This is a genomic window from Streptomyces sp. WMMC940, assembly GCF_027460265.1.
Taxonomy (GTDB): Bacteria; Actinomycetota; Actinomycetes; order Streptomycetales; family Streptomycetaceae; genus Streptomyces.
This window is the reverse complement of sequence record NZ_JAPZBC010000001.1, coordinates 4,037,501-4,054,597: the sequence shown is the minus strand read 5'-3', so window position 1 is coordinate 4,054,597 and position 17,097 is coordinate 4,037,501. Positions and strand designations below refer to the sequence as shown.

The window sequence follows — 17,097 nt, the reverse complement described above, 5'->3', positions numbered from 1 at the left end:
TCACGCGTACGCCCATGACCCGCCCCTCCGCCATCGGACGCCGCACGCCCGGCGCGGGCCGGCACGCCCCTCGGCCCGACGGGCCCACCGGACGAAGGCCCGGGGGAGTTCGAGGACGGACACACCGGCCGGGCGCAGCGAAACGCCGCGCCCCCGAACGGGACGCGGCGCACGCGAGACGTCACACCGCGGACTGCGCGGCCCCACGCCGCACTAGCCGAAGGCCAGGTTCACGATCCAGAAGCTCAGCGCGGCGACCAACGCCGCGGCCGGCATCGTGATGAACCACCCCATCACGATGTTCTTCGCGACGCCCCACCGCACCGCGTTCACCCGCTTCGTCGCACCGACACCCATGATCGCCGAGGTGATCACATGCGTCGTGGAGATCGGCGCGTGGAAGAGGAACGCCGAGCCGAACATGATCGACGCACCGGTCGTCTCCGCCGCGAACCCCTGCGGCGGGTCCAGTTCGATGATCTTGCGGCCGAGGGTCCGCATGATGCGCCAGCCGCCCGCGTACGTACCGAGCGACAGCATCACCGCACAGGCGACCTTCACCCACACCGGAATGGGGTCGCCGTAGTCCTCGACATCGGCGATGACCAGGGCCATCACCACGATGCCCATGGTCTTCTGCGCGTCCTGGAGGCCATGGCCGAGCGCCATGCCCGCCGCGGACACGGTCTGGGCTATGCGGAAGCCCCGCTTCGCCTTCGCCGGGTTGGCCCGCCGGAAGATCCACATGATCGCGGTCATCACGAGGTAGCCGAAGACCAGACCCACCACGGGCGAGACGAACATCGGGATGACGACCTTGTCGAGCACCCCGCCCCAGATGACCTCGGTTCCGCCGGCCAGCGCCGCACCCACCATGCCGCCGAAGAGGGCGTGCGACGACGAGGAGGGCAGACCGAAGTACCAGGTGATCAGGTTCCAGATGATCGCGCCGACCAGCGCCGCGAACAGGATGCCCATGCCCCGGTCGCCCTTGGGCGTCTCGATCAGGCCCTCGCTGACGGTCTTGGCGACGCCGCTGCCGAGGAACGCGCCCGCGAGGTTCATCACCGCGGCCATCGCCAGGGCGGCACGCGGGGTCAGGGCACGCGTCGACACGGAGGTGGCGATCGCGTTCGCCGAGTCGTGGAAGCCGTTGGTGTACGTGAAGAAGAGCGCGACCCCGATGGTCACGACCAGCGCAAAGGTGTCCACGTCCGCTCAGGACTCCTTGACCGCGATGGTCTCCACCGTGTTGGCCACGTGCTCGAACGCGTCCGCGGCCTCCTCGAGAACGTCGACGATCTGCTTGAGCTTGAGGACCTCGATGGCGTCGTACTTGCCGTTGAAGAGGTGCGCGAGGAGCTTGCGGTGGATCTGGTCCGCCTGGTTCTCCAGACGGTTCACCTCGATCCAGTACTCGGTGAGGTTGTCCATCGTCCGGAGGTGCGGCATGGCCTCCGCCGTCAGCTCCGCGGCCCGGGCCAGCACCTCGATCTGCTGCTCGACACCCTTCGGCAGCTCCTCGATGTTGTAGAGGACGACCAGATCGACGGCCTCCTCCATGAAGTCCATGATGTCGTCCAGCGATGACGCGAGGGAGTAGATGTCCTCACGGTCGAAGGGCGTGATGAACGAGGAGTTCAGCTGATGGAAGATCGCATGGGTGGCGTCGTCCCCGGCGTGCTCCGCTGCGCGCATTCGTTCCGCGATCTCGGCCCGGGCGGGACCGTCCGCTCCGAGCAGTTCCATCAGGAGCTTCGAGCCCGTGACGATGTTGTCCGCGGACGCGGCGAACATGTCATAGAAGCTCGTCTCCCTGGGGGTCAGACGAAATCGCACGTGGGGTCCTCGGGGGTACTGGGTCTTCGGTCAGGCTGATGCTAGGCGCATCGTCCGGCCACGGCTAACCGGCGTCCCCTCAGTGTCGCCCATCGAGAAGAGACAGCAGCACGGGGCCCTGCCCGAACCGTCAGGGATCGGTACCATATACCCACGAGGGGTATACCGGACAGGTCTGCGGGAGGACCGATGACGACCACGGACACGGCCGGCGGACTTCCGGTCACGGCTCACGAGGAATCCAGCCACGACCAGGGCGTCCACGGCTACCACAAACAGAAGGACGAGCACCTCAAGCGGCTGCGCCGGATCGAGGGCCAGATCCGCGGACTGCAGCGCATGGTCGACGAGGACACGTACTGCATCGACATACTCACGCAGGTCTCCGCTTCCACGAAGGCGCTGCAGTCCTTCGCGCTGCAGCTGCTGGAGGAGCACTTGCGCCACTGCGTCGCCGATGCCGCGCTCAAGGGCGGCGACGAGATCGACGCGAAGGTCGAGGAGGCGACGAAGGCGATCGCCCGCATGATGCGGACGTGACCCCCGCCCGCCCGAGGCCGGTCCCGGCGGTCGTGCCGACCGGCCTCACTCGCCGTCGGCCGCGATCACATGGACGTTCAACACCTCGTCGATCCGGTCGGGGCTGAGCCGCTCCCCGTCCACCGCCGAGGCCGCGATCATCAACTCACCGCACAACTCGATCTCGGCGAGGGCGATGTGGTCCTGCACTGTCGGCGTACTGGCGGGAGCCACGTGCATTCACCCCTTCCGGCCGGTGTCGGCTTCCTAGCGTAGGGAGCGGGACACACGCCGCGCATGGCACGTCCGGACCATTTACCGACCCCCCGGTGCCTACATCCGGACGCGGCCGGCGTAGATGTCGCCCCGGTCGGGGAGCCGCACCACGACGGGGGCACCGAACTCGTACAGCAGGGTCGTGGAGGCCACGGCGACCGTTCTGCCCTGGTTCGCGAAGCTGAACTGGTGGCGCACCTTGCGCAGCCGCCCCTCGGAGTCGAGATAGGCGTCGAAGGGCACGGCGTCCTGGGCGAACCCCTTCGCCGCCGCGGCGAGCGCCCCCCGCGCGTGCGGGGACGCGGACCTCGCGGCGTGCGCGAGGTCCGCGGTGCCGCGGTAGTGGGTGACCCGCACCCCCGCCAGGTCCTCGTGCCCGACGACGGTCGCGCTCCGCGCTCCGCGCAGCAACTCGGCCGCGGCGGCCGGGTCGGTCGCACCGCCGGTGACGAGGTTGCCGTCCGTCAGCGTGGTCGTGTCCACCCTGACCCATTTGTCCGGTGGCACCCCGGCACCGCGGTCCTTCATGTACAGGGCGCCGGGAGCGAGCAGTTCGGTGATCGGCCGATGACCGCTGGAACCGGCCGGGTCCTTGGGGAGGACCACGCGCAGCCGGCCCATGGAGCGCCGGAAGTCGTACCCACCCTCGCCGCGGATGGTGACCCGGGTCCCGCCGGCGGCCGTCTCCATGGCGGTACGGGCCTTCGCCGTACCGGCCTCGACCAGTACGTCGGCGGCCTTCCTGACACTGAGGAGGGGATCCGCACCGGCTCGGGCGTCGGCGACGGCGTCCCCGCCGCCCGAACAGCCCGCGGTCCCGGTCACACCCATCACGGCGGCAGCGGCACATGCGCCGCGCCTGAGCCAGTGCTGCTGCACCACCATCGCCTGTCAACCCCCAACACGCTCGCCGCTGCCCCGCATAACGACCGGTACCGTGGAAGGGTGCGCACGTCCGCCCACCACACCACGACCGTCGAGCGGGGCTCGTTCGCGCTGGCCTGCTGCTCCTGCGGCTGGACGGGACCCGCCCGGCGCTCCCGGGAACGCGCCCGCACCGATGCGAGGGCGCATGAGGCGGCGACACCCGCCGGGGCCTGAGCAGCACTCGGCCCGCCCGGCACCCCCAACCGCCCTGACGCCGGGGGGCGATCGGCCGCGGGCCCGACCGCACGTGCCGGTCCCGCCGGTCCGGAGAGGCCGGGACCGTCGCTCACGCCGGGAAGTCGCGGGGCCGGCGCACGGGGCGAGAGGACGACGAGGGCAGGGCCCGGGCGGCCGGCGAACCGGTCACCAGGACGACAGGGGCCGGGGCGGCCGGCGGGCCGGGAGAGTGGAGAGGGTCCTGAACCGGCGGGCGGGCCGGGGAAGTCGGGGTATCCGGGGCCGGGCGAGCGCGCCGGAGGCCCCGGCCGGCTACGCCGCCAGGTCGTTGCGCCCGGGCCGGGCGACGGGCTCCGGGATGTCGAGCATCTCGTGCTGCTGGTCGTCCGACGTCACCGCCCGGCGCGACCGTACGAGCCGACCCGCGACACCCGAGCGGGAGACCGCCGACACCAGCGGGGTGAGCAGGGCCTGCGCCGGCGGGGCGAGGAGCAGCACCACGGCCGTGCCGAGCGCGAACCCGCCGACGACGTCGGTCGGGTAGTGGACGCCCATGTACACCCGGCAGAAGCCCTCGGCGAGCGCGAGGCCGATCGCCGCGAACCCGAAGCGCCGGTTCGCGACGAACACCCCGACGCCGATGGCCATCGCCATCGTGGAGTGGTCGCTGACGAAGGAGAAGTCGGTCTTGCCGGCGACCAGGACCTCGAGCCCCTGGTGGTCCAGGAACGGTCTCGGCCGTTCCACGAAACCGCGGATCGGCACATTGACCAGCAGGGCGACTCCGGCGGCCAGGGGCGCCCAGACCAGCGCGGCGACCCCGGCCACCGAGTCCTCGGCCGTGCCGCGTCGGCGCACGCTCCACCAGCACCACAGCGCCACCAGGACGAGGGCGAGCATGATGGCGTACTCGCCGACGAATCCCATGACGCGGTCGAACCACGGCGGAGCCGACCGGGCCAGTCCGTTGATGTCGTAGAGCAGGCCGACATCCGGATTCACGCCGTCGAGTGCGAGTCCAGCCATCTGCTGCGGCCCCTTGCCTGTGTGTCGCCAGCCGCGGCGCACGCCCGTGTGCGCCGCATTCCGAGACCCCCGTGGTCGGTGCGGTGTGTACGTACTGCTCCGGTCCAGGGAACGACCCGCTCCGCGCTTACGTTCCTCTTTCCACGAAACGATCACCATGACGTTATCGAAGAGTGATGCGCCGTCGCCGTCCGGGCCGGGGCTCGACGGGGAGCCACGGGCACGGCCGACATCCCGTCAGCCGGCCGTCAGACGGCGGGCCGTGGCGGAGTCGGCAGCGCCTCGGCACCGTCCTTGGTCACCCGCGTCGCACCGAAGTAGTCCGGGGTGTCGATCCTGTCGAACCGGATCACCGCCCCGGTGTACGGAGCATTGATCATATAGCCCCCGCCGACGTACAGCCCGACGTGCCTGATCGCCCGTGAGTTGGTCAGGTCGTCGGAGAAGAACACCAGGTCCCCGGGGAGCAGTTCGCCCCTCGACGGATGCGGCCCCGCGTTGTACTGGTCGTTGGCCACGCGCGGCAGCTCGATCCCGACGGTGCGGTACGCGGCCTGCGTCAGGCCGGAGCAGTCGAACCGGCCGCCCTGCTCCGGTGTCCCGTTCCCGCCCCAGAGGTACTTCGTGCCGAGCTTCTGCTGCGCGAAGTGGATGGCCCCGGCCGCCTGCCGCGACGGCTCCACCCGCCCCACCGGCCTGGCGAAGCTCTTCTCCAGCGTCCGGATGACCTTCACGTAGTTCCGCGTCTCCTTGTACGGCGGCACTCCGCCGTACTTGATCACGGCGTACGCACCCGCGTTGTACGCGGCGAGCATGTTGTCCGTCGGGTCGCCGGGCGCCTTCTTCACGTACCCCGCGAGCTTGCAGTCGTACGACGCGGCCGAAGGGATGGCGTCCGCCGGGTCCCATACGTCGCGGTCGCCGTCACCGTCACCGTCGACGCCGTGCGCCGCCCAGGTGCCGGGGATGAACTGGGCGATGCCCTGTGCGGCGGCATGGCTCCGCGCCCGCGGGTTCCAGCCGGACTCCTGGTACAGCTGCGCGGCGAGCAGCGCCGGGTTGATGGCCGGGCAGAGATTGCCCCATTTCTGCACCAGCGGCTGGTACAGGGCCGGCACGGCTCCCTTGGCCAGCGCCACGGCCCCCTTCGCGCCGCCCCCGAGCCCGGCGGCAGCGGAGAAGGTCCCGACGACGAGCAGGGCGAGGAAGCTCAGACAGAGCCCGACGGCCCCGCCCGCGACGAGCCACGCCTTACGCACCGTCAATCACCCTCCGCCGCACGGCAGTCCACCGCTCGTCAGTGTAGGTGGGGAGGACCCGGTTCAGGGGGCGCACGAGGGGGTCGGTGAAGCACGTCGGCGAGCGCCGGCCGGAGGGCCGCCGGGCGGGGCCGGGCTGCCGGGCGGAGGGTGCGCCGGGGGCTGTCCCGGCCGGTTACCCGCAGGTAGCGTGTGGCTCGTACACATGTCTGCGAGAGGCGGCCCGTCATGGGGGAACACCAGGCGTTCTACGAGCGGATCTCCGAGCACCGCTTCGCACCGACCGAGCACACCCGCGGCCCCTGGGAGGCCGGATCGCAGCACGCCGGCCCGCCGGCCGCGCTGCTCGGCCGCGCCATGGAGGAGCGGCCGGGCGCACGCACCGACATGCGGCTCGCGCGCATGACGTACGAGATCGTCCGCCCCGTGCCGATCCGGCCGCTGGAGGTCACCACGACCGTCCTGCGGGCCGGGCGCGGCGTGGAGCTCGTCGAGGCGGCGCTGGCGCCCGAGGACGGGGCGCCGGTGATGTTCGCCCGCGGCCTGCGCGTCCGCACGCTCGCCGAGCCGGGACCGGCGGTCGCCGAGGGACCGCAGATGCCGTCGCCCGGGGAGACCGCCGAGACGCCCTTCTTCGCCGTGCCGTGGGACGTCGGCTACCACACGTCCATGGAGACCCGGTTCACCGAGGGGACCTTCCGGGAACAGGGCCCCGGAACCTGCTGGATGCGGATGAGGATGCCGCTCGTCGCGGGCGAGGAGATCCGCCCCCTGGACCGCGTCCTGGTCGCCGCCGACTCCGGCAACGGCATCAGCAACGTCCTCGACTTCGAGCGCCATGTCTTCGTCAACGCCGATCTGACGGTCCATCTGCACCGGCACCCGGCCGGCGAATGGGTCTGCGTCGAGGCCCGCACGAGCGTCGACCCGGCCGGCATCGGCCTGGCGGACGCCCGGCTGCACGACGAGAAGGGCCCGATCGGCCGCAGCGCCCAGAGCCTCTTCGTCGCCCCTCGCTGAAGCCGGCCATCGGGAGGGGCCGGCACGATCCGGCTCCCGACCGACCCCGGAAAAGTGGTCTGGACCAGCTATGGTTACGCTGTGTCACGCAGCCGGGAAGGCTGTGGACCATCCCGCCGTTCGACCGACGTCGGGACGACCAGCACCAGGAGCAACACGTGCAGAACCTTCAGAACACGGGGACCGGCGTCAAGACGGCGGGCCGCAACGGCGACGCCGGGGGAACCATCGCCGCCGTGACCGTCATCGCACTCATCGCCGTGGCCATCGGGCTGCTCGGCTACATGGTCGCCAACCGCTGACCGACCCCACACAGGTACGGGGCGGCGTCGCACTCCGGCGCCGCCCCGCGCTCATGACCCCCCGCCAGCCACTCCCGTCGCGCACCGGCGAGCGCCCCCGGCGCCGGATTCACACCTTGGGTGCCACAACGACAGTCATTGCCCGGAGTCACGCTCCGTGATACACAGAGTGACGAAACGTGTCCTCACGCCCGACCTGGCCCCATGAGCCACCGCAGGTCAGAGCGGCCGGACCGGCATCCGTGCGCGGATCGTGCAAAGAGAGCCGCCAAGTCGGCGCACGCGGACGGTTTCATCAGCGAAGATAGAGCGATGGCCTGTGCCGTGCGGCAGGGGCGGACAACTACCCAACAGGGGCGGTGAGTTATATGTACCTGGCGGCTGAAAAGGGCGACATCACCACCATCATCGGCGGAATCGCCCCGAACTGGGGGCCTTTCGGCGGCCTCGGGAACGAGGCCCGCGTGATGATCGAGGTCGTGATGGCCGTCGCCATCCTGCTCTGCCTGGGCATCGCGATCTGGGGAGCCGCGAAGCAGCGCATCGGCGCCACGGCCCTCCGCGACACCTTCAGCGCGGAACAGGGCAAGGGCCTGATCGTCGCCGGCCCTGACAGGCGTCTTCATCATCGGGTCACTGGGGACCCTGTTCACCATCGTGTACGGGATGGCCGTCTGACCCTCCGTACCGCATCGCCCGTCACCGACACCACCCGTCCGTCGCGCCCACCGGCAGAGGTTGCGTCCCCCTGATGTCGAGTCATCACACCCCGCCCGTACCGAGAACAGCAGGGCTACCGTCGTACTACGGCACGGCAAGGCACACGGCTGAGGGGGCGCACGCGGCATGAGCTACGACGACGAGACCGACGGCTTCGGCGGCGGCGCCGGCGGCACGGGCCAGACCCGCACCCGCCTCCCGGAGGGCGGCACCAGCGACGTCTACGGCGGCGCCCGCCGGCCCACCCGCAACTCCCGCTCCCTCGTCACGGTCGTCGGCGTGGTCGTCCTCCTCGTCGCCGCCATCGCCTTCGCCAACCGCGGCGACGGCACGGACTCCCCCAGAACCACCGACACGGCCAAGGGCACGGCCCCGACGGCGGCAACGGGCATCCGCCCGGTAGCGGGCAAGCACGCCGGCATCCCCGCGGGGTACGCGAGGGACGAACAGGGGGCACAGAGCGCGGCATCGAACTATGCCGTCGCCCTCGGCTCGGTCGACATGTTCCAGCGGGCCAGTCGCCACAGGATCGTGGACAGCATCTACACGCCCGAAGCCGCGGCGAAGCTCAAGGGACCTCAGGATTCCGCGTACTCGGCCGATTTCCTCGAGAAGCTCGGACTGGACCCGGAAGGGAACCCCCCCGAGGGAAGCACGTTCGTCTCCCGGACGATCCCGGTGGGTACCAAGGTCGAGGCATTCTCCGACGACGCCGCGAAGGTCTCCGTCTGGTACACGGGACTCATCGGCATGTCGGGCGAGGGCTCGACCGATCCGGTGCGCACGACATGGAAGACCTGGACGTTCGACCTGAAGTGGACCGACACCGACTGGAAGGTCGTCCAGGACTCCGAGAAGGACGGTCCGGCCCCAGTCCCAGGGGACGTCACCGCCTCGACCTCGGACGAGATCAGCCAGGCCGTACAGGAGTTCGGAGGGTTCACGTATGCCCGGTAGCTCTCGGTTCCTTACCCGTGCCGGTTCGGCCATGGCGCTGCTCACAGGCTTGCAGGCCGCCACCTTCCTCTTCGCAGGACGGGTCGCCGCGGCGCCCACTCCGACGCCCTCACCCAGCGGCGACGTCGAGGCCTGCCGCTACCTCAGCGGTCATGCGAAGCGCTACTGCGAAGAGGGGGAACGCGGGGGCGACCCGGGCAGCTCGGTATCCCCCGACCCCGCCGGCGCCCTCGACCCCCTCTCCTCCCTCGCCCGCGGGTGCGCCGACGCCGCGGCCTGGGTCGTGGACACCCTCTCCAAGGCCGTGAAGTCCACCGCCGAAGTGGACTTCACCAACACCACCTTCCTCGGCCAGTACGCCGTGGTCTTCGCCGCCGCCACCTTCCTCACCCTCCTCCTCTGGCTGCTGGCGGTCGCCAAGCGCGCCATCCGCGGCGTCCCTCTCACCACCGCCGTCTCCGAGGCCATCGGCTTCCTCTGGCTCACGGTCCTCGCCTCCGCCTTCACCCCGCTGATCCTCTACACACTCGTCTCCGCGACCGACTCGATCACCGACGTGATCGCCCAGGGCACCGGCGGCCAGACCGACGTGTTCTTCGGCGGGTTCAAGGAGGCGCTGCAGAAGGGCGACGACATCGGCGGCGGGCCGATCATGCTGATCGTCGTGTCACTGGTGACGATCGTCGCCGCCGGCGTCCTCTACCTGGAGCTGTTCCTCCGCGCCGTCCTGCTGTACGTCGGCGCCCTGCTCGGCGTCGTCGTGTACTCGGGGCTCGTGGACAAGAACATGTGGGGCCACGTCCGCCGCTGGGCCGGGATCATGATCGCGGTGATCCTGGTCAAGCCGGTCATCGTCATCGTCCTCGGCCTCGCCGGGGCACTGTCCGCGGACGACGGTCCGGACTCGTTCTCCGCCGTCGTCACGGGACTCGCCATCATCCTGCTCGCGATCTTCGCGTCTGCGATGATCTACCGTTTCGTTCCCGGGTTCGGCGACGAGATCGCCGCGTCCCGCAACAACCGACTCCAGAACGGCGCCGAGAACAAGGCCGCCGCCGTCATCAGTTCACCCGCCGCCCTCGTCTCGCAGGGCATCAAGACCCACAGCAGCCGCACCCACCAGCAGGGCGGGGGCGGCTCGGGAGGCGGCAGCGCCCCGAGCCCGGTCGCCGGCGGAGTGGCCGCCCACAGCGCACGCGGGGCCGGAACGGGTGCCGCGGGCGGGGGCGGCGGATCCGTCCCCTCCGCCGCGCCTCCGCCCCGTAGCGGAGGCCCGGGCAGCACCCCGCACAGCCACCGCAGGAACTCCGGCAGCACCACCGGCACGAGCACAGGAAGCACAGGAGGTGGAGGGCGTTGACGACGCAGTCCCCGGCCATCGCGCCCCGCCGCACGTATCTCATCGGCCGGGCCCGGCCGAACGCGATCATCGGCAAGAACCGCGAGACGGGCGAGATCGTCCTGATCATCGCCGGCGCGTTCCTCGGCATGATGAGCGGACTGCTGGTGCCCGTCCTGTCCCTGCGCATCGTGCTGCTCACGGGCTTCCCCCTGCTCGCGCTGGCCGCCGTGTACATGCCGTACAAGCAGCGCACCTTCTACCGCTGGTACGAGATCAACCGCAGCTACAAGCGCACACTGCGCCAGGGCACCGTCTACCGCTCCGGCGCCATGGAGGCCGGCACCCGCGTCGACGGCCGCGAGGTGGAGATCGGCCCCCCGCCCGGCATCGGCCGCATCAACTGGCTCGCCGCCCCCTTCGGCCCCGACGAGATCGCCGTACTGCTCCACGCCGACCGGCGCACCGTCACCGCAGCCATCGAGATCGAGGGCCCCGGTGTCGGACTGCGCGACAGCGAGGACCAGGAAGCCCTGGTGGACCGTTTCGGCACGCTGCTGAAGCACGTCGCCAACGGCGACGGTTTCGTGACGCGGCTTCAAATGCTCGCCCGCACCCTGCCCGCCGACCCCGACGCCCACGCCAAAGACGTCGCCCAGCGCGGCGAGGCGGGCTCCCCCGTCTGGCTCCAGCAGTCCTACGACCAGCTCCAGTCGATGGTCTCCACCTCCAGCGAGCAGCACCGCGCCTACCTGGTCGCCTGTATGCACTACAGCCGCGAGCTGGCCGCCGAGGCCCACACCATGGCCCGCGCCGCCCGCCAGGCCACCGGCGCCGGCCGCCTCGACAAGGACGCCGGCCTCGCCGTCGTCATGGCGCGCGAACTGACCGACATCTGCGCCCGCCTCGCCGAGGCCGACATCCGCGTCCGCCAGCCGCTCGGCCAGGCCCGGCTCGCCTCCCTCGTGCACTCCATGTACGACCCGGACCACCCCATCGACCACATCCAGGCCATGACCAAGCGCAACGCCTGGCCCGCCGAACTCGACGCGGTGGAACCCACCTACCTCCAGGCCAAGACCCGCGAGTCCGCCACCCGTGCCCCCTGGTGCCACGCCACGGCCTGGGTGAAGGAGTGGCCGATGACCCCCGTCGGCGTCAACTTCCTCGCCCCGCTGCTCGTCCACACCCCGGACGTGATCCGCACCGTGGCCGTCTGCATGGACCTCGAACCCACGGAGGTCGCCATCGAGCGCATGCTCACCGAGAAGACCAACGACGAGGCCGAGGCCAGTCGCGCCGCGAAGATGAACCGCACCGTCGACCCCCGCGACATCGCCGCACACGGCCGACTCGACCAGCGGGGTGAAGATCTCGCCAGCGGCGCGGCAGGCGTCAACCTCGTCGGGTACATCACTGTGTCGTCGCGTACGCCCGAGGCCCTGGCCAGGGACAAGCGCACGATCAGGGCCTCGGCGGGCAAGTCGTACCTGAAGCTGGAGTGGTGCGACCGCGAGCACCACCGGGCCTTTGTGAACACGCTGCCGTTCGCCACCGGCATCCGCCGATAGCGGCTGACACGCACCGACACGCGCCGATAGGGGCCCTCATCCGATGCGAGACCCGCTGTCCGTCCTCACCGAGTCCTTCACGTCCTTCCTCTTCGGGAAGGTCGAGACGACCCGCTCGCCCGTACGCACCTCCACGGGCCAGGCACAGGCCGTCTATCTGCCGACCGCCGCGCCCGGCCTCGGGGACTCGGGCGTGATCATCGGCCGCGAGGTGTACAGCGGCAAGGGCTACGTCTACGACCCGTTCCAGCTGTACGGACAGCAGCTCCCCGCCCCCCACTGGCTGGTCCTCGGCGAGTCCGGAAACGGCAAGTCTGCGCTGGAGAAGACGTACGTCCTGCGCCAGCTCCGCTTCCGCGACCGCCAGGTCGTCGTCCTCGACGCCCAGGGCGAGGACGGCGTCGGCGAATGGAACCTCATCGCCCAGGAGCTGGGAATAACTCCCATCCGGCTCGACCCGATGGCCGCCCTGGACGACGGTATCCGCCTCAACCCCCTCGACCCGTCGATCACCACCACCGGACAGCTCGCGCTGCTGCGCACCATCATCGAGGTCGCCATGGGTCACGGCCTCGACGAACGCGCGGGCTTCGCGCTCAAGGTGGCGCACGCGTACGTCAACGAGACCATCACCGACCGGCAACCGGTGCTCACCGACATCGTCGAGCAACTCCGCCACCCGGAGCCCGAGTCCGCAGCGGCGATGAACGTCGACATCGACGACGTACGGGCCTGGGGCCTCGACGTGGCCCTGGTCCTCGACCGGCTCGTCGACGGTGACCTGCGCGGCATGTTCGACGGCCCGACGACCGTCGGCATCGATCTGGACGCCCCGCTCATCGTCTTCGACCTGTCGCACATCGACCGCAACTCCATCGCCATGCCGATCCTCATGGCGATCGTCGGCGTATGGCTGGAGCACACCTGGATCCGCCCCGACCGGAAGAAGCGCATCTTCCTCGTCGAGGAGGCCTGGCACATCATCAACAGCCCCTTCGTCGCCCAGCTCTTCCAGCGGCTGCTGAAGTTCGGCCGGCGCCTCGGCCTGTCCTTCGTGGCGGTCGTCCACCACCTCAGCGACGTGGTCGACGGCGCCGCGGCCCGGGAGGCCGCCGCCATCCTCAAGATGGCGTCGACCCGCACGATCTACGCCCAGAAGGCGGACGAGGCCCGGGCCACGGGCAGGGTACTCGGACTGCCCCGGTGGGCGGTGGAGATCATCCCCACCCTCACCCCCGGTATCGCGGTCTGGGACGTCAACGGCAACGTGCAGGTCGTCAAACACCTGGTGACGGAAGCCGAACGCCCCCTGGTCTACACGGACCGGGCGATGACGGAGTCCTCCCTCCCCGAGGACGTCCGCGCCGCGGAACAGGAGGCGGAGCAGCGCGCGGCCTTCATCGAACGGCAGCAGCGGCGGCTGGACTCCTCCGAGTCCACGGTGGCCTGACCGATGGCGCGGGACCCGCGACACGGCGCAGGGCGCCTGCAGCCGCACGAGGAACGGGGCATCCCCGACGGCCTGCTCGTGGGCGTCCTGGGCTTCCTCATCGGGCTGACCCTGCTGGTCTGGACGGCGACGGGCCTCGCGGGCCTGTTCGCACACGGCTCCTGGCCGGACGGCGTGACGTTCACGAACACCCCGCTCGCCATACGCGGCCTGGTGTCCGAACCCCATGACCTGGCCGCGGCCTGGCCCGCCACGCCGCCCGCCCAGCTTTCCGGCTACGGGCTGTTCTGGGGGCTGCTCATCGGTCAGTTGATGACGCTCGTCGTGCTGACGGTCTTCGTCCTCGGCACGCTGGCCCGATGGCGCGCGGTCCGCTCGCGCGGCCAGGCGGTCGGCGAGACGGACAGGGCCGGCCCGGCCGGGGCGGTACCGGCGACGGTCGCGGACCGGCCGGGTTCCCGTCCCACCACGGCCGTCCCCGAGGACACCCCCGCAGCCGCAGGGACGGTGGCCGGGGCCGGTACGACCCCTACGACCCTCCGGGGCGAAGGGGCGCCCTCCGCCCAAGCCGCGCACGCCTCGGTGCCGGTCGAGCACGGCGCGGCCACGGCACCTCCCGAGCCCTCCGTGCCCGCCGTCCTGCCCCCACCGGAACCAGCGGGTGTCCCGGATCCCCGGCGCCCGTACGTCCTCTACGGAGGCCCCTCCGTCCGGCGCCCCTCCGCCGTCCAGGCGATCCGCGACGCCGCCGGCCCCGCGCTCGTCGTCACGTCCGACCCGACCGTCTGGTCGGAGACCAAGGACGCCAGGGCCAAACTCGGCCCTGCCCTCGTCTACGATCCGGGCCATCTCTGCGACACGCCCGCCCGGCTGCACTGGTCCCCGACGACCGGCTGTGAGGACCCGGCAACGGCGGCCAGCCGGGCGGCGGCCCTCTTCGCTCCCGTAAGACCCCGCTCCCGTCTGGACGAGGCCGTCGCGGACACCGCCGAAACGCTCCTGCGCTGCTGGCTGCACGCCGCCGCCGTGGACGGGCGCCCGTTCAAGCAGGTTCACCGCTGGGCCCAGGGCAGTGGCGCCCACGAGCCGGTACGCATCCTCCGCACGCACCAGAAGGCCGCCTCCGGCCTCGCCGGCCTGCTGGAGTCGGCCCTCACATCGCACCGTGAACGCCGGGAGATCGCCCAGGAACTGACGGCCCGTACGTTGTCCGCCCTCTCCTCCGTCCACATCCGCGAAGCCTGCACCCCGAACCGAACAGATTCGCTCACCTTGGAATCATTCGTGGTCGAGGGGGGCACGCTCTATGTGGTGGGTGAATCAATCGAGGACCCACGCACCCGCCCGGGGGCCATGCCGCTCCTCACCGCACTCGCCTCAAGCGTGGTCGAGCACGGCCGCCGCATGGCCGCACGGTCATCCGACGGTCGGCTCGACCCACCACTCGCTCTCGTCCTGGACGACGTCGCCGCCGTCGCCCCGCTACCGCTCCTGCCGGAGCTGCTGGCCACGGGCCCGGTGCTGGGCATGCCGACCCTCGCACTGCTGCGTTCCCGCGAACAGGGCCGTGCCCGCTGGCCGCAGCCACTGACGGCACCCGACGCGGGGCACAGCCCGAACGCTCACCAGCGCGGGTAGGCACCGGGAACCAGCGCCGATTCGGGCGGGCGGGCGTCGGCTGACACCGCACCAAGGGCCGTCCCTCAATCCGTTTTCCGCGCCCGCCGGGATCGCGGGACGGTCCTCAGGTTCGGCGCAGTTCGTACTCGAACTCCCTGGCCGAGGGGTCGGAAGGCACCGGAACGGAGTCGCCGCTCGGCACGAACCCGAACCGCCGGTAGAAGGCCGCCGCCCGGCCGTTCCTCTCGTGCACATACAATCGGACCCGCTGGACCGACGGCTCGGTCAGCGCCCACGACCACTCGACTGCAGCCCGGAACAGCAGTTCCGTGACACCGGTTCCCCGAGCCTCCGGCCGTACGAACACCCCGACGAGATGCGTCTGGTCGACCTCGGCCGCCTCGCCGAACCGCACTTCGTCCGCAGGGCTTTCGACCATCACGGTCACCGTGCCGACCCAGCGCCCCTCGGAGTCCTCCGCGATGAACTGGCGGAAGCCCACCCCTGACGCGGCGGTGTCGGTGCGGTCCTGCCAGTACTCCGAGGGCCTGCCCACGGCGTGCTCGTAGGTTTCCAGGAAGGCGATCGGTGCCGCGGGGTCCTGGAGGGCGGCCAGCCGGATCTCCCGGGCCTTCTCCCACTCGCCGACTCGTACGGCGCGAATGATGTGGTCCATGCCCCGATCCTCGCGGGGGCGACGACGGTACGCCAAGGAGATTTCGATGCCTCGGAGGTCCGGCCGGCCCGCCCGGCCTCGGGGGCCTCGGCCAGTCGCAATCCAGGACCGCGGAGGCGGGATCAGCCCCGGAACGCGAAAAAGCCTCAACCCCCGGGTTTTCACCCGGGGGTTGAGGCTTCAAAAATTGTTCGGCGGTGTCCTACTCTCCCACAGGGTCCCCCCTGCAGTACCATCGGCGCTGAAAGGCTTAGCTTCCGGGTTCGGAATGTAACCGGGCGTTTCCCTAACGCTATGACCACCGAAACTCTATGAAGATGTCGAACCCGACCGACCATCCACATGGTCCCGGCATGTTCGTTACTTCAGAACTGACACAGTGGACGCGAGCAACTGAGGACAAGCCCTCGGCCTATTAGTACCGGTCAACTCCACCAGTCACCTGGCTTCCATATCCGGCCTATCAACCCAGTCGTCTACTGGGAGCCTTACCCCATCAAGTGGGTGGGAGTCCTCATCTCGAAGCAGGCTTCCCGCTTAGATGCTTTCAGCGGTTATCCCTCCCGAACGTAGCCAACCAGCCATGCCCTTGGCAGGACAACTGGCACACCAGAGGTTCGTCCGTCCCGGTCCTCTCGTACTAGGGACAGCCCTTCTCAAGACTCCTACGCGCACAGCGGATAGGGACCGAACTGTCTCACGACGTTCTAAACCCAGCTCGCGTACCGCTTTAATGGGCGAACAGCCCAACCCTTGGGACCGACTCCAGCCCCAGGATGCGACGAGCCGACATCGAGGTGCCAAACCATCCCGTCGATATGGACTCTTGGGGAAGATCAGCCTGTTATCCCCGGGGTACCTTTTATCCGTTGAGCGACGGCGCTTCCACAAGCCACCGCCGGATCACTAGTCCCGACTTTCGTCCCTGCTCGACCCGTCGGTCTCACAGTCAAGCTCCCTTGTGCACTTACACTCAACACCTGATTGCCAACCAGGCTGAGGGAACCTTTGGGCGCCTCCGTTACCCTTTGGGAGGCAACCGCCCCAGTTAAACTACCCATCAGACACTGTCCCTGATCCGGATCACGGACCCAGGTTAGACATCCAGCACGACCAGAGTGGTATTTCAACGACGACTCCACCTGAACTGGCGTCCAAGCTTCACAGTCTCCCACCTATCCTACACAAGCCGAACCGAACACCAATATCAAACTGTAGTAAAGGTCCCGGGGTCTTTCCGTCCTGCTGCGCGAAACGAGCATCTTTACTCGTAGTGCAATTTCACCGGGCCTATGGTTGAGACAGTCGAGAAGTCGTTACGCCATTCGTGCAGGTCGGAACTTACCCGACAAGGAATTTCGCTACCTTAGGATGGTTATAGTTACCACCGCCGTTTACTGGCGCTTAAGTTCTCAGCTT

Annotated in this window: 16 protein-coding genes, 2 rRNA genes and 1 pseudogene (1 of these 19 running past the window's edge); 10 read left to right on the top strand and 9 right to left on the bottom strand. The window is 69.8% G+C overall.

Going from position 1 to position 17,097, the window contains the following annotated elements; genetic code table 11:
* Positions 1-213 precede the first annotated feature (213 nt).
* Both O7595_RS17820 and O7595_RS17815 read right to left on the bottom strand, forming a co-directional pair.
* On the bottom strand, positions 214-1,212 hold the full coding sequence (locus O7595_RS17820) for an inorganic phosphate transporter (RefSeq protein WP_269729639.1): 999 nt from the start codon (positions 1,210-1,212) through the stop codon (positions 214-216).
* A 6-nt stretch (positions 1,213-1,218) separates the two neighbouring features.
* Entirely contained in the window at positions 1,219-1,839 is a 621-nt protein-coding gene (locus O7595_RS17815) for a DUF47 domain-containing protein (protein ID WP_027731940.1), read from the bottom strand.
* A 189-nt stretch (positions 1,840-2,028) separates the two neighbouring features.
* Here O7595_RS17815 and O7595_RS17810 point away from each other — a divergent pair, with 189 nt between their 5' ends.
* Positions 2,029-2,379, top strand: a complete 351-nt coding sequence (locus O7595_RS17810) for a metal-sensitive transcriptional regulator (protein WP_269729638.1) — start codon at positions 2,029-2,031, stop codon at positions 2,377-2,379.
* A gap of 45 nt (positions 2,380-2,424) precedes the next feature.
* Here O7595_RS17810 and O7595_RS17805 read toward each other — a convergent pair whose 3' ends face one another.
* Both O7595_RS17805 and O7595_RS17800 read right to left on the bottom strand, forming a co-directional pair.
* Positions 2,425-2,592 (bottom strand): hypothetical protein, encoded by a 168-nt coding sequence (locus tag O7595_RS17805; RefSeq protein WP_269732719.1) that lies wholly within the window; start codon positions 2,590-2,592, stop codon positions 2,425-2,427.
* 99 nt (positions 2,593-2,691) lie between these two features.
* A complete protein-coding gene (locus O7595_RS17800; protein ID WP_269729637.1) occupies positions 2,692-3,519 on the bottom strand; it encodes a hypothetical protein in 828 nt (275 codons plus the stop codon).
* A gap of 60 nt (positions 3,520-3,579) precedes the next feature.
* Here O7595_RS17800 and O7595_RS17795 point away from each other — a divergent pair, with 60 nt between their 5' ends.
* Positions 3,580-3,735, top strand: coding sequence for a hypothetical protein (locus O7595_RS17795; protein ID WP_269729636.1), 156 nt, complete (start codon positions 3,580-3,582; stop codon positions 3,733-3,735).
* Between the two features lie 315 nt (positions 3,736-4,050).
* Here the strand turns inward: O7595_RS17795 and O7595_RS17790 are convergent, their stop codons facing one another.
* Both O7595_RS17790 and O7595_RS17785 read right to left on the bottom strand, forming a co-directional pair.
* The gene (locus O7595_RS17790) at positions 4,051-4,764 is read right to left on the bottom strand and encodes a phosphatase PAP2 family protein (protein ID WP_269729635.1); all 714 of its coding nucleotides are present in this window, start codon (positions 4,762-4,764) and stop codon (positions 4,051-4,053) included.
* Positions 4,765-5,012: 248 nt separating this feature from the next.
* Positions 5,013-6,023: a C40 family peptidase gene (locus O7595_RS17785; protein WP_269729634.1), complete on the bottom strand. Its 1,011-nt coding sequence runs from the start codon at positions 6,021-6,023 to the stop codon at positions 5,013-5,015.
* A 228-nt stretch (positions 6,024-6,251) separates the two neighbouring features.
* Here O7595_RS17785 and O7595_RS17780 point away from each other — a divergent pair, with 228 nt between their 5' ends.
* From O7595_RS17780 to O7595_RS17745, 8 genes and pseudogenes are all read left to right on the top strand, one after another.
* Positions 6,252-7,043 carry a thioesterase family protein gene (locus tag O7595_RS17780; protein ID WP_269729633.1) on the top strand — a complete coding sequence of 264 codons (792 nt, stop codon included), beginning with the start codon at positions 6,252-6,254 and terminating at the stop codon, positions 7,041-7,043.
* A gap of 158 nt (positions 7,044-7,201) precedes the next feature.
* Positions 7,202-7,345 (top strand): hypothetical protein, encoded by a 144-nt coding sequence (locus O7595_RS17775; protein WP_269729632.1) that lies wholly within the window; start codon positions 7,202-7,204, stop codon positions 7,343-7,345.
* Positions 7,346-7,713: 368 nt separating this feature from the next.
* Positions 7,714-8,023 (top strand): annotated as a pseudogene (locus tag O7595_RS17770) (hypothetical protein).
* A gap of 168 nt (positions 8,024-8,191) precedes the next feature.
* A complete protein-coding gene (locus tag O7595_RS17765; protein WP_269729631.1) occupies positions 8,192-9,022 on the top strand; it encodes a hypothetical protein in 831 nt (276 codons plus the stop codon).
* Positions 9,012-10,382, top strand: a complete 1,371-nt coding sequence (locus O7595_RS17760) for a hypothetical protein (protein WP_269729630.1) — start codon at positions 9,012-9,014, stop codon at positions 10,380-10,382. The genes O7595_RS17765 and O7595_RS17760 overlap by 11 nt, the downstream gene beginning before the upstream one ends.
* The gene (locus O7595_RS17755) at positions 10,379-11,932 is read left to right on the top strand and encodes an SCO6880 family protein (protein ID WP_269729629.1); all 1,554 of its coding nucleotides are present in this window, start codon (positions 10,379-10,381) and stop codon (positions 11,930-11,932) included. The genes O7595_RS17760 and O7595_RS17755 overlap by 4 nt, the downstream gene beginning before the upstream one ends.
* Before the next feature lie 43 nt (positions 11,933-11,975).
* On the top strand, positions 11,976-13,382 hold the full coding sequence (locus O7595_RS17750; RefSeq protein ID WP_269729628.1) for an ATP-binding protein: 1,407 nt from the start codon (positions 11,976-11,978) through the stop codon (positions 13,380-13,382).
* Positions 13,383-13,385: 3 nt separating this feature from the next.
* Entirely contained in the window at positions 13,386-15,020 is a 1,635-nt protein-coding gene (locus O7595_RS17745) for a type VI secretion protein (RefSeq protein WP_269729627.1), read from the top strand.
* Between the two features lie 106 nt (positions 15,021-15,126).
* Here O7595_RS17745 and O7595_RS17740 read toward each other — a convergent pair whose 3' ends face one another.
* The 3 genes from O7595_RS17740 to O7595_RS17730 all read right to left on the bottom strand — a co-directional run.
* Positions 15,127-15,678, bottom strand: a complete 552-nt coding sequence (locus O7595_RS17740) for a GNAT family N-acetyltransferase (RefSeq protein ID WP_269729626.1) — start codon at positions 15,676-15,678, stop codon at positions 15,127-15,129.
* Positions 15,679-15,867: 189 nt separating this feature from the next.
* A 5S ribosomal RNA gene (gene rrf / locus O7595_RS17735) occupies positions 15,868-15,984 on the bottom strand.
* Positions 15,985-16,073: 89 nt separating this feature from the next.
* A 23S ribosomal RNA gene (locus tag O7595_RS17730) occupies positions 16,074-17,097 on the bottom strand (it continues 2,099 nt past the right edge of the window).

Excerpts from the sequence above, each read along its gene's own strand:
- O7595_RS17750 (WP_269729628.1), top strand. The coding sequence starts at position 11,976 with ATGCGAGACCCGCTGTCCGTCCTCACCGAGTCCTTCACGTCCTTCCTC.
- O7595_RS17740 (WP_269729626.1), bottom strand. The coding sequence starts at position 15,678 with ATGGACCACATCATTCGCGCCGTACGAGTCGGCGAGTGGGAGAAGGCC.
- O7595_RS17800 (WP_269729637.1), bottom strand. The coding sequence starts at position 3,519 with ATGGTGGTGCAGCAGCACTGGCTCAGGCGCGGCGCATGTGCCGCTGCC.
- O7595_RS17760 (WP_269729630.1), top strand. The coding sequence starts at position 9,012 with ATGCCCGGTAGCTCTCGGTTCCTTACCCGTGCCGGTTCGGCCATGGCG.
- O7595_RS17745 (WP_269729627.1), top strand. The coding sequence starts at position 13,386 with ATGGCGCGGGACCCGCGACACGGCGCAGGGCGCCTGCAGCCGCACGAG.
- O7595_RS17810 (WP_269729638.1), top strand. The coding sequence starts at position 2,029 with ATGACGACCACGGACACGGCCGGCGGACTTCCGGTCACGGCTCACGAG.
- O7595_RS17765 (WP_269729631.1), top strand. The coding sequence starts at position 8,192 with ATGAGCTACGACGACGAGACCGACGGCTTCGGCGGCGGCGCCGGCGGC.
- O7595_RS17780 (WP_269729633.1), top strand. The coding sequence starts at position 6,252 with ATGGGGGAACACCAGGCGTTCTACGAGCGGATCTCCGAGCACCGCTTC.
- O7595_RS17790 (WP_269729635.1), bottom strand. The coding sequence starts at position 4,764 with ATGGCTGGACTCGCACTCGACGGCGTGAATCCGGATGTCGGCCTGCTC.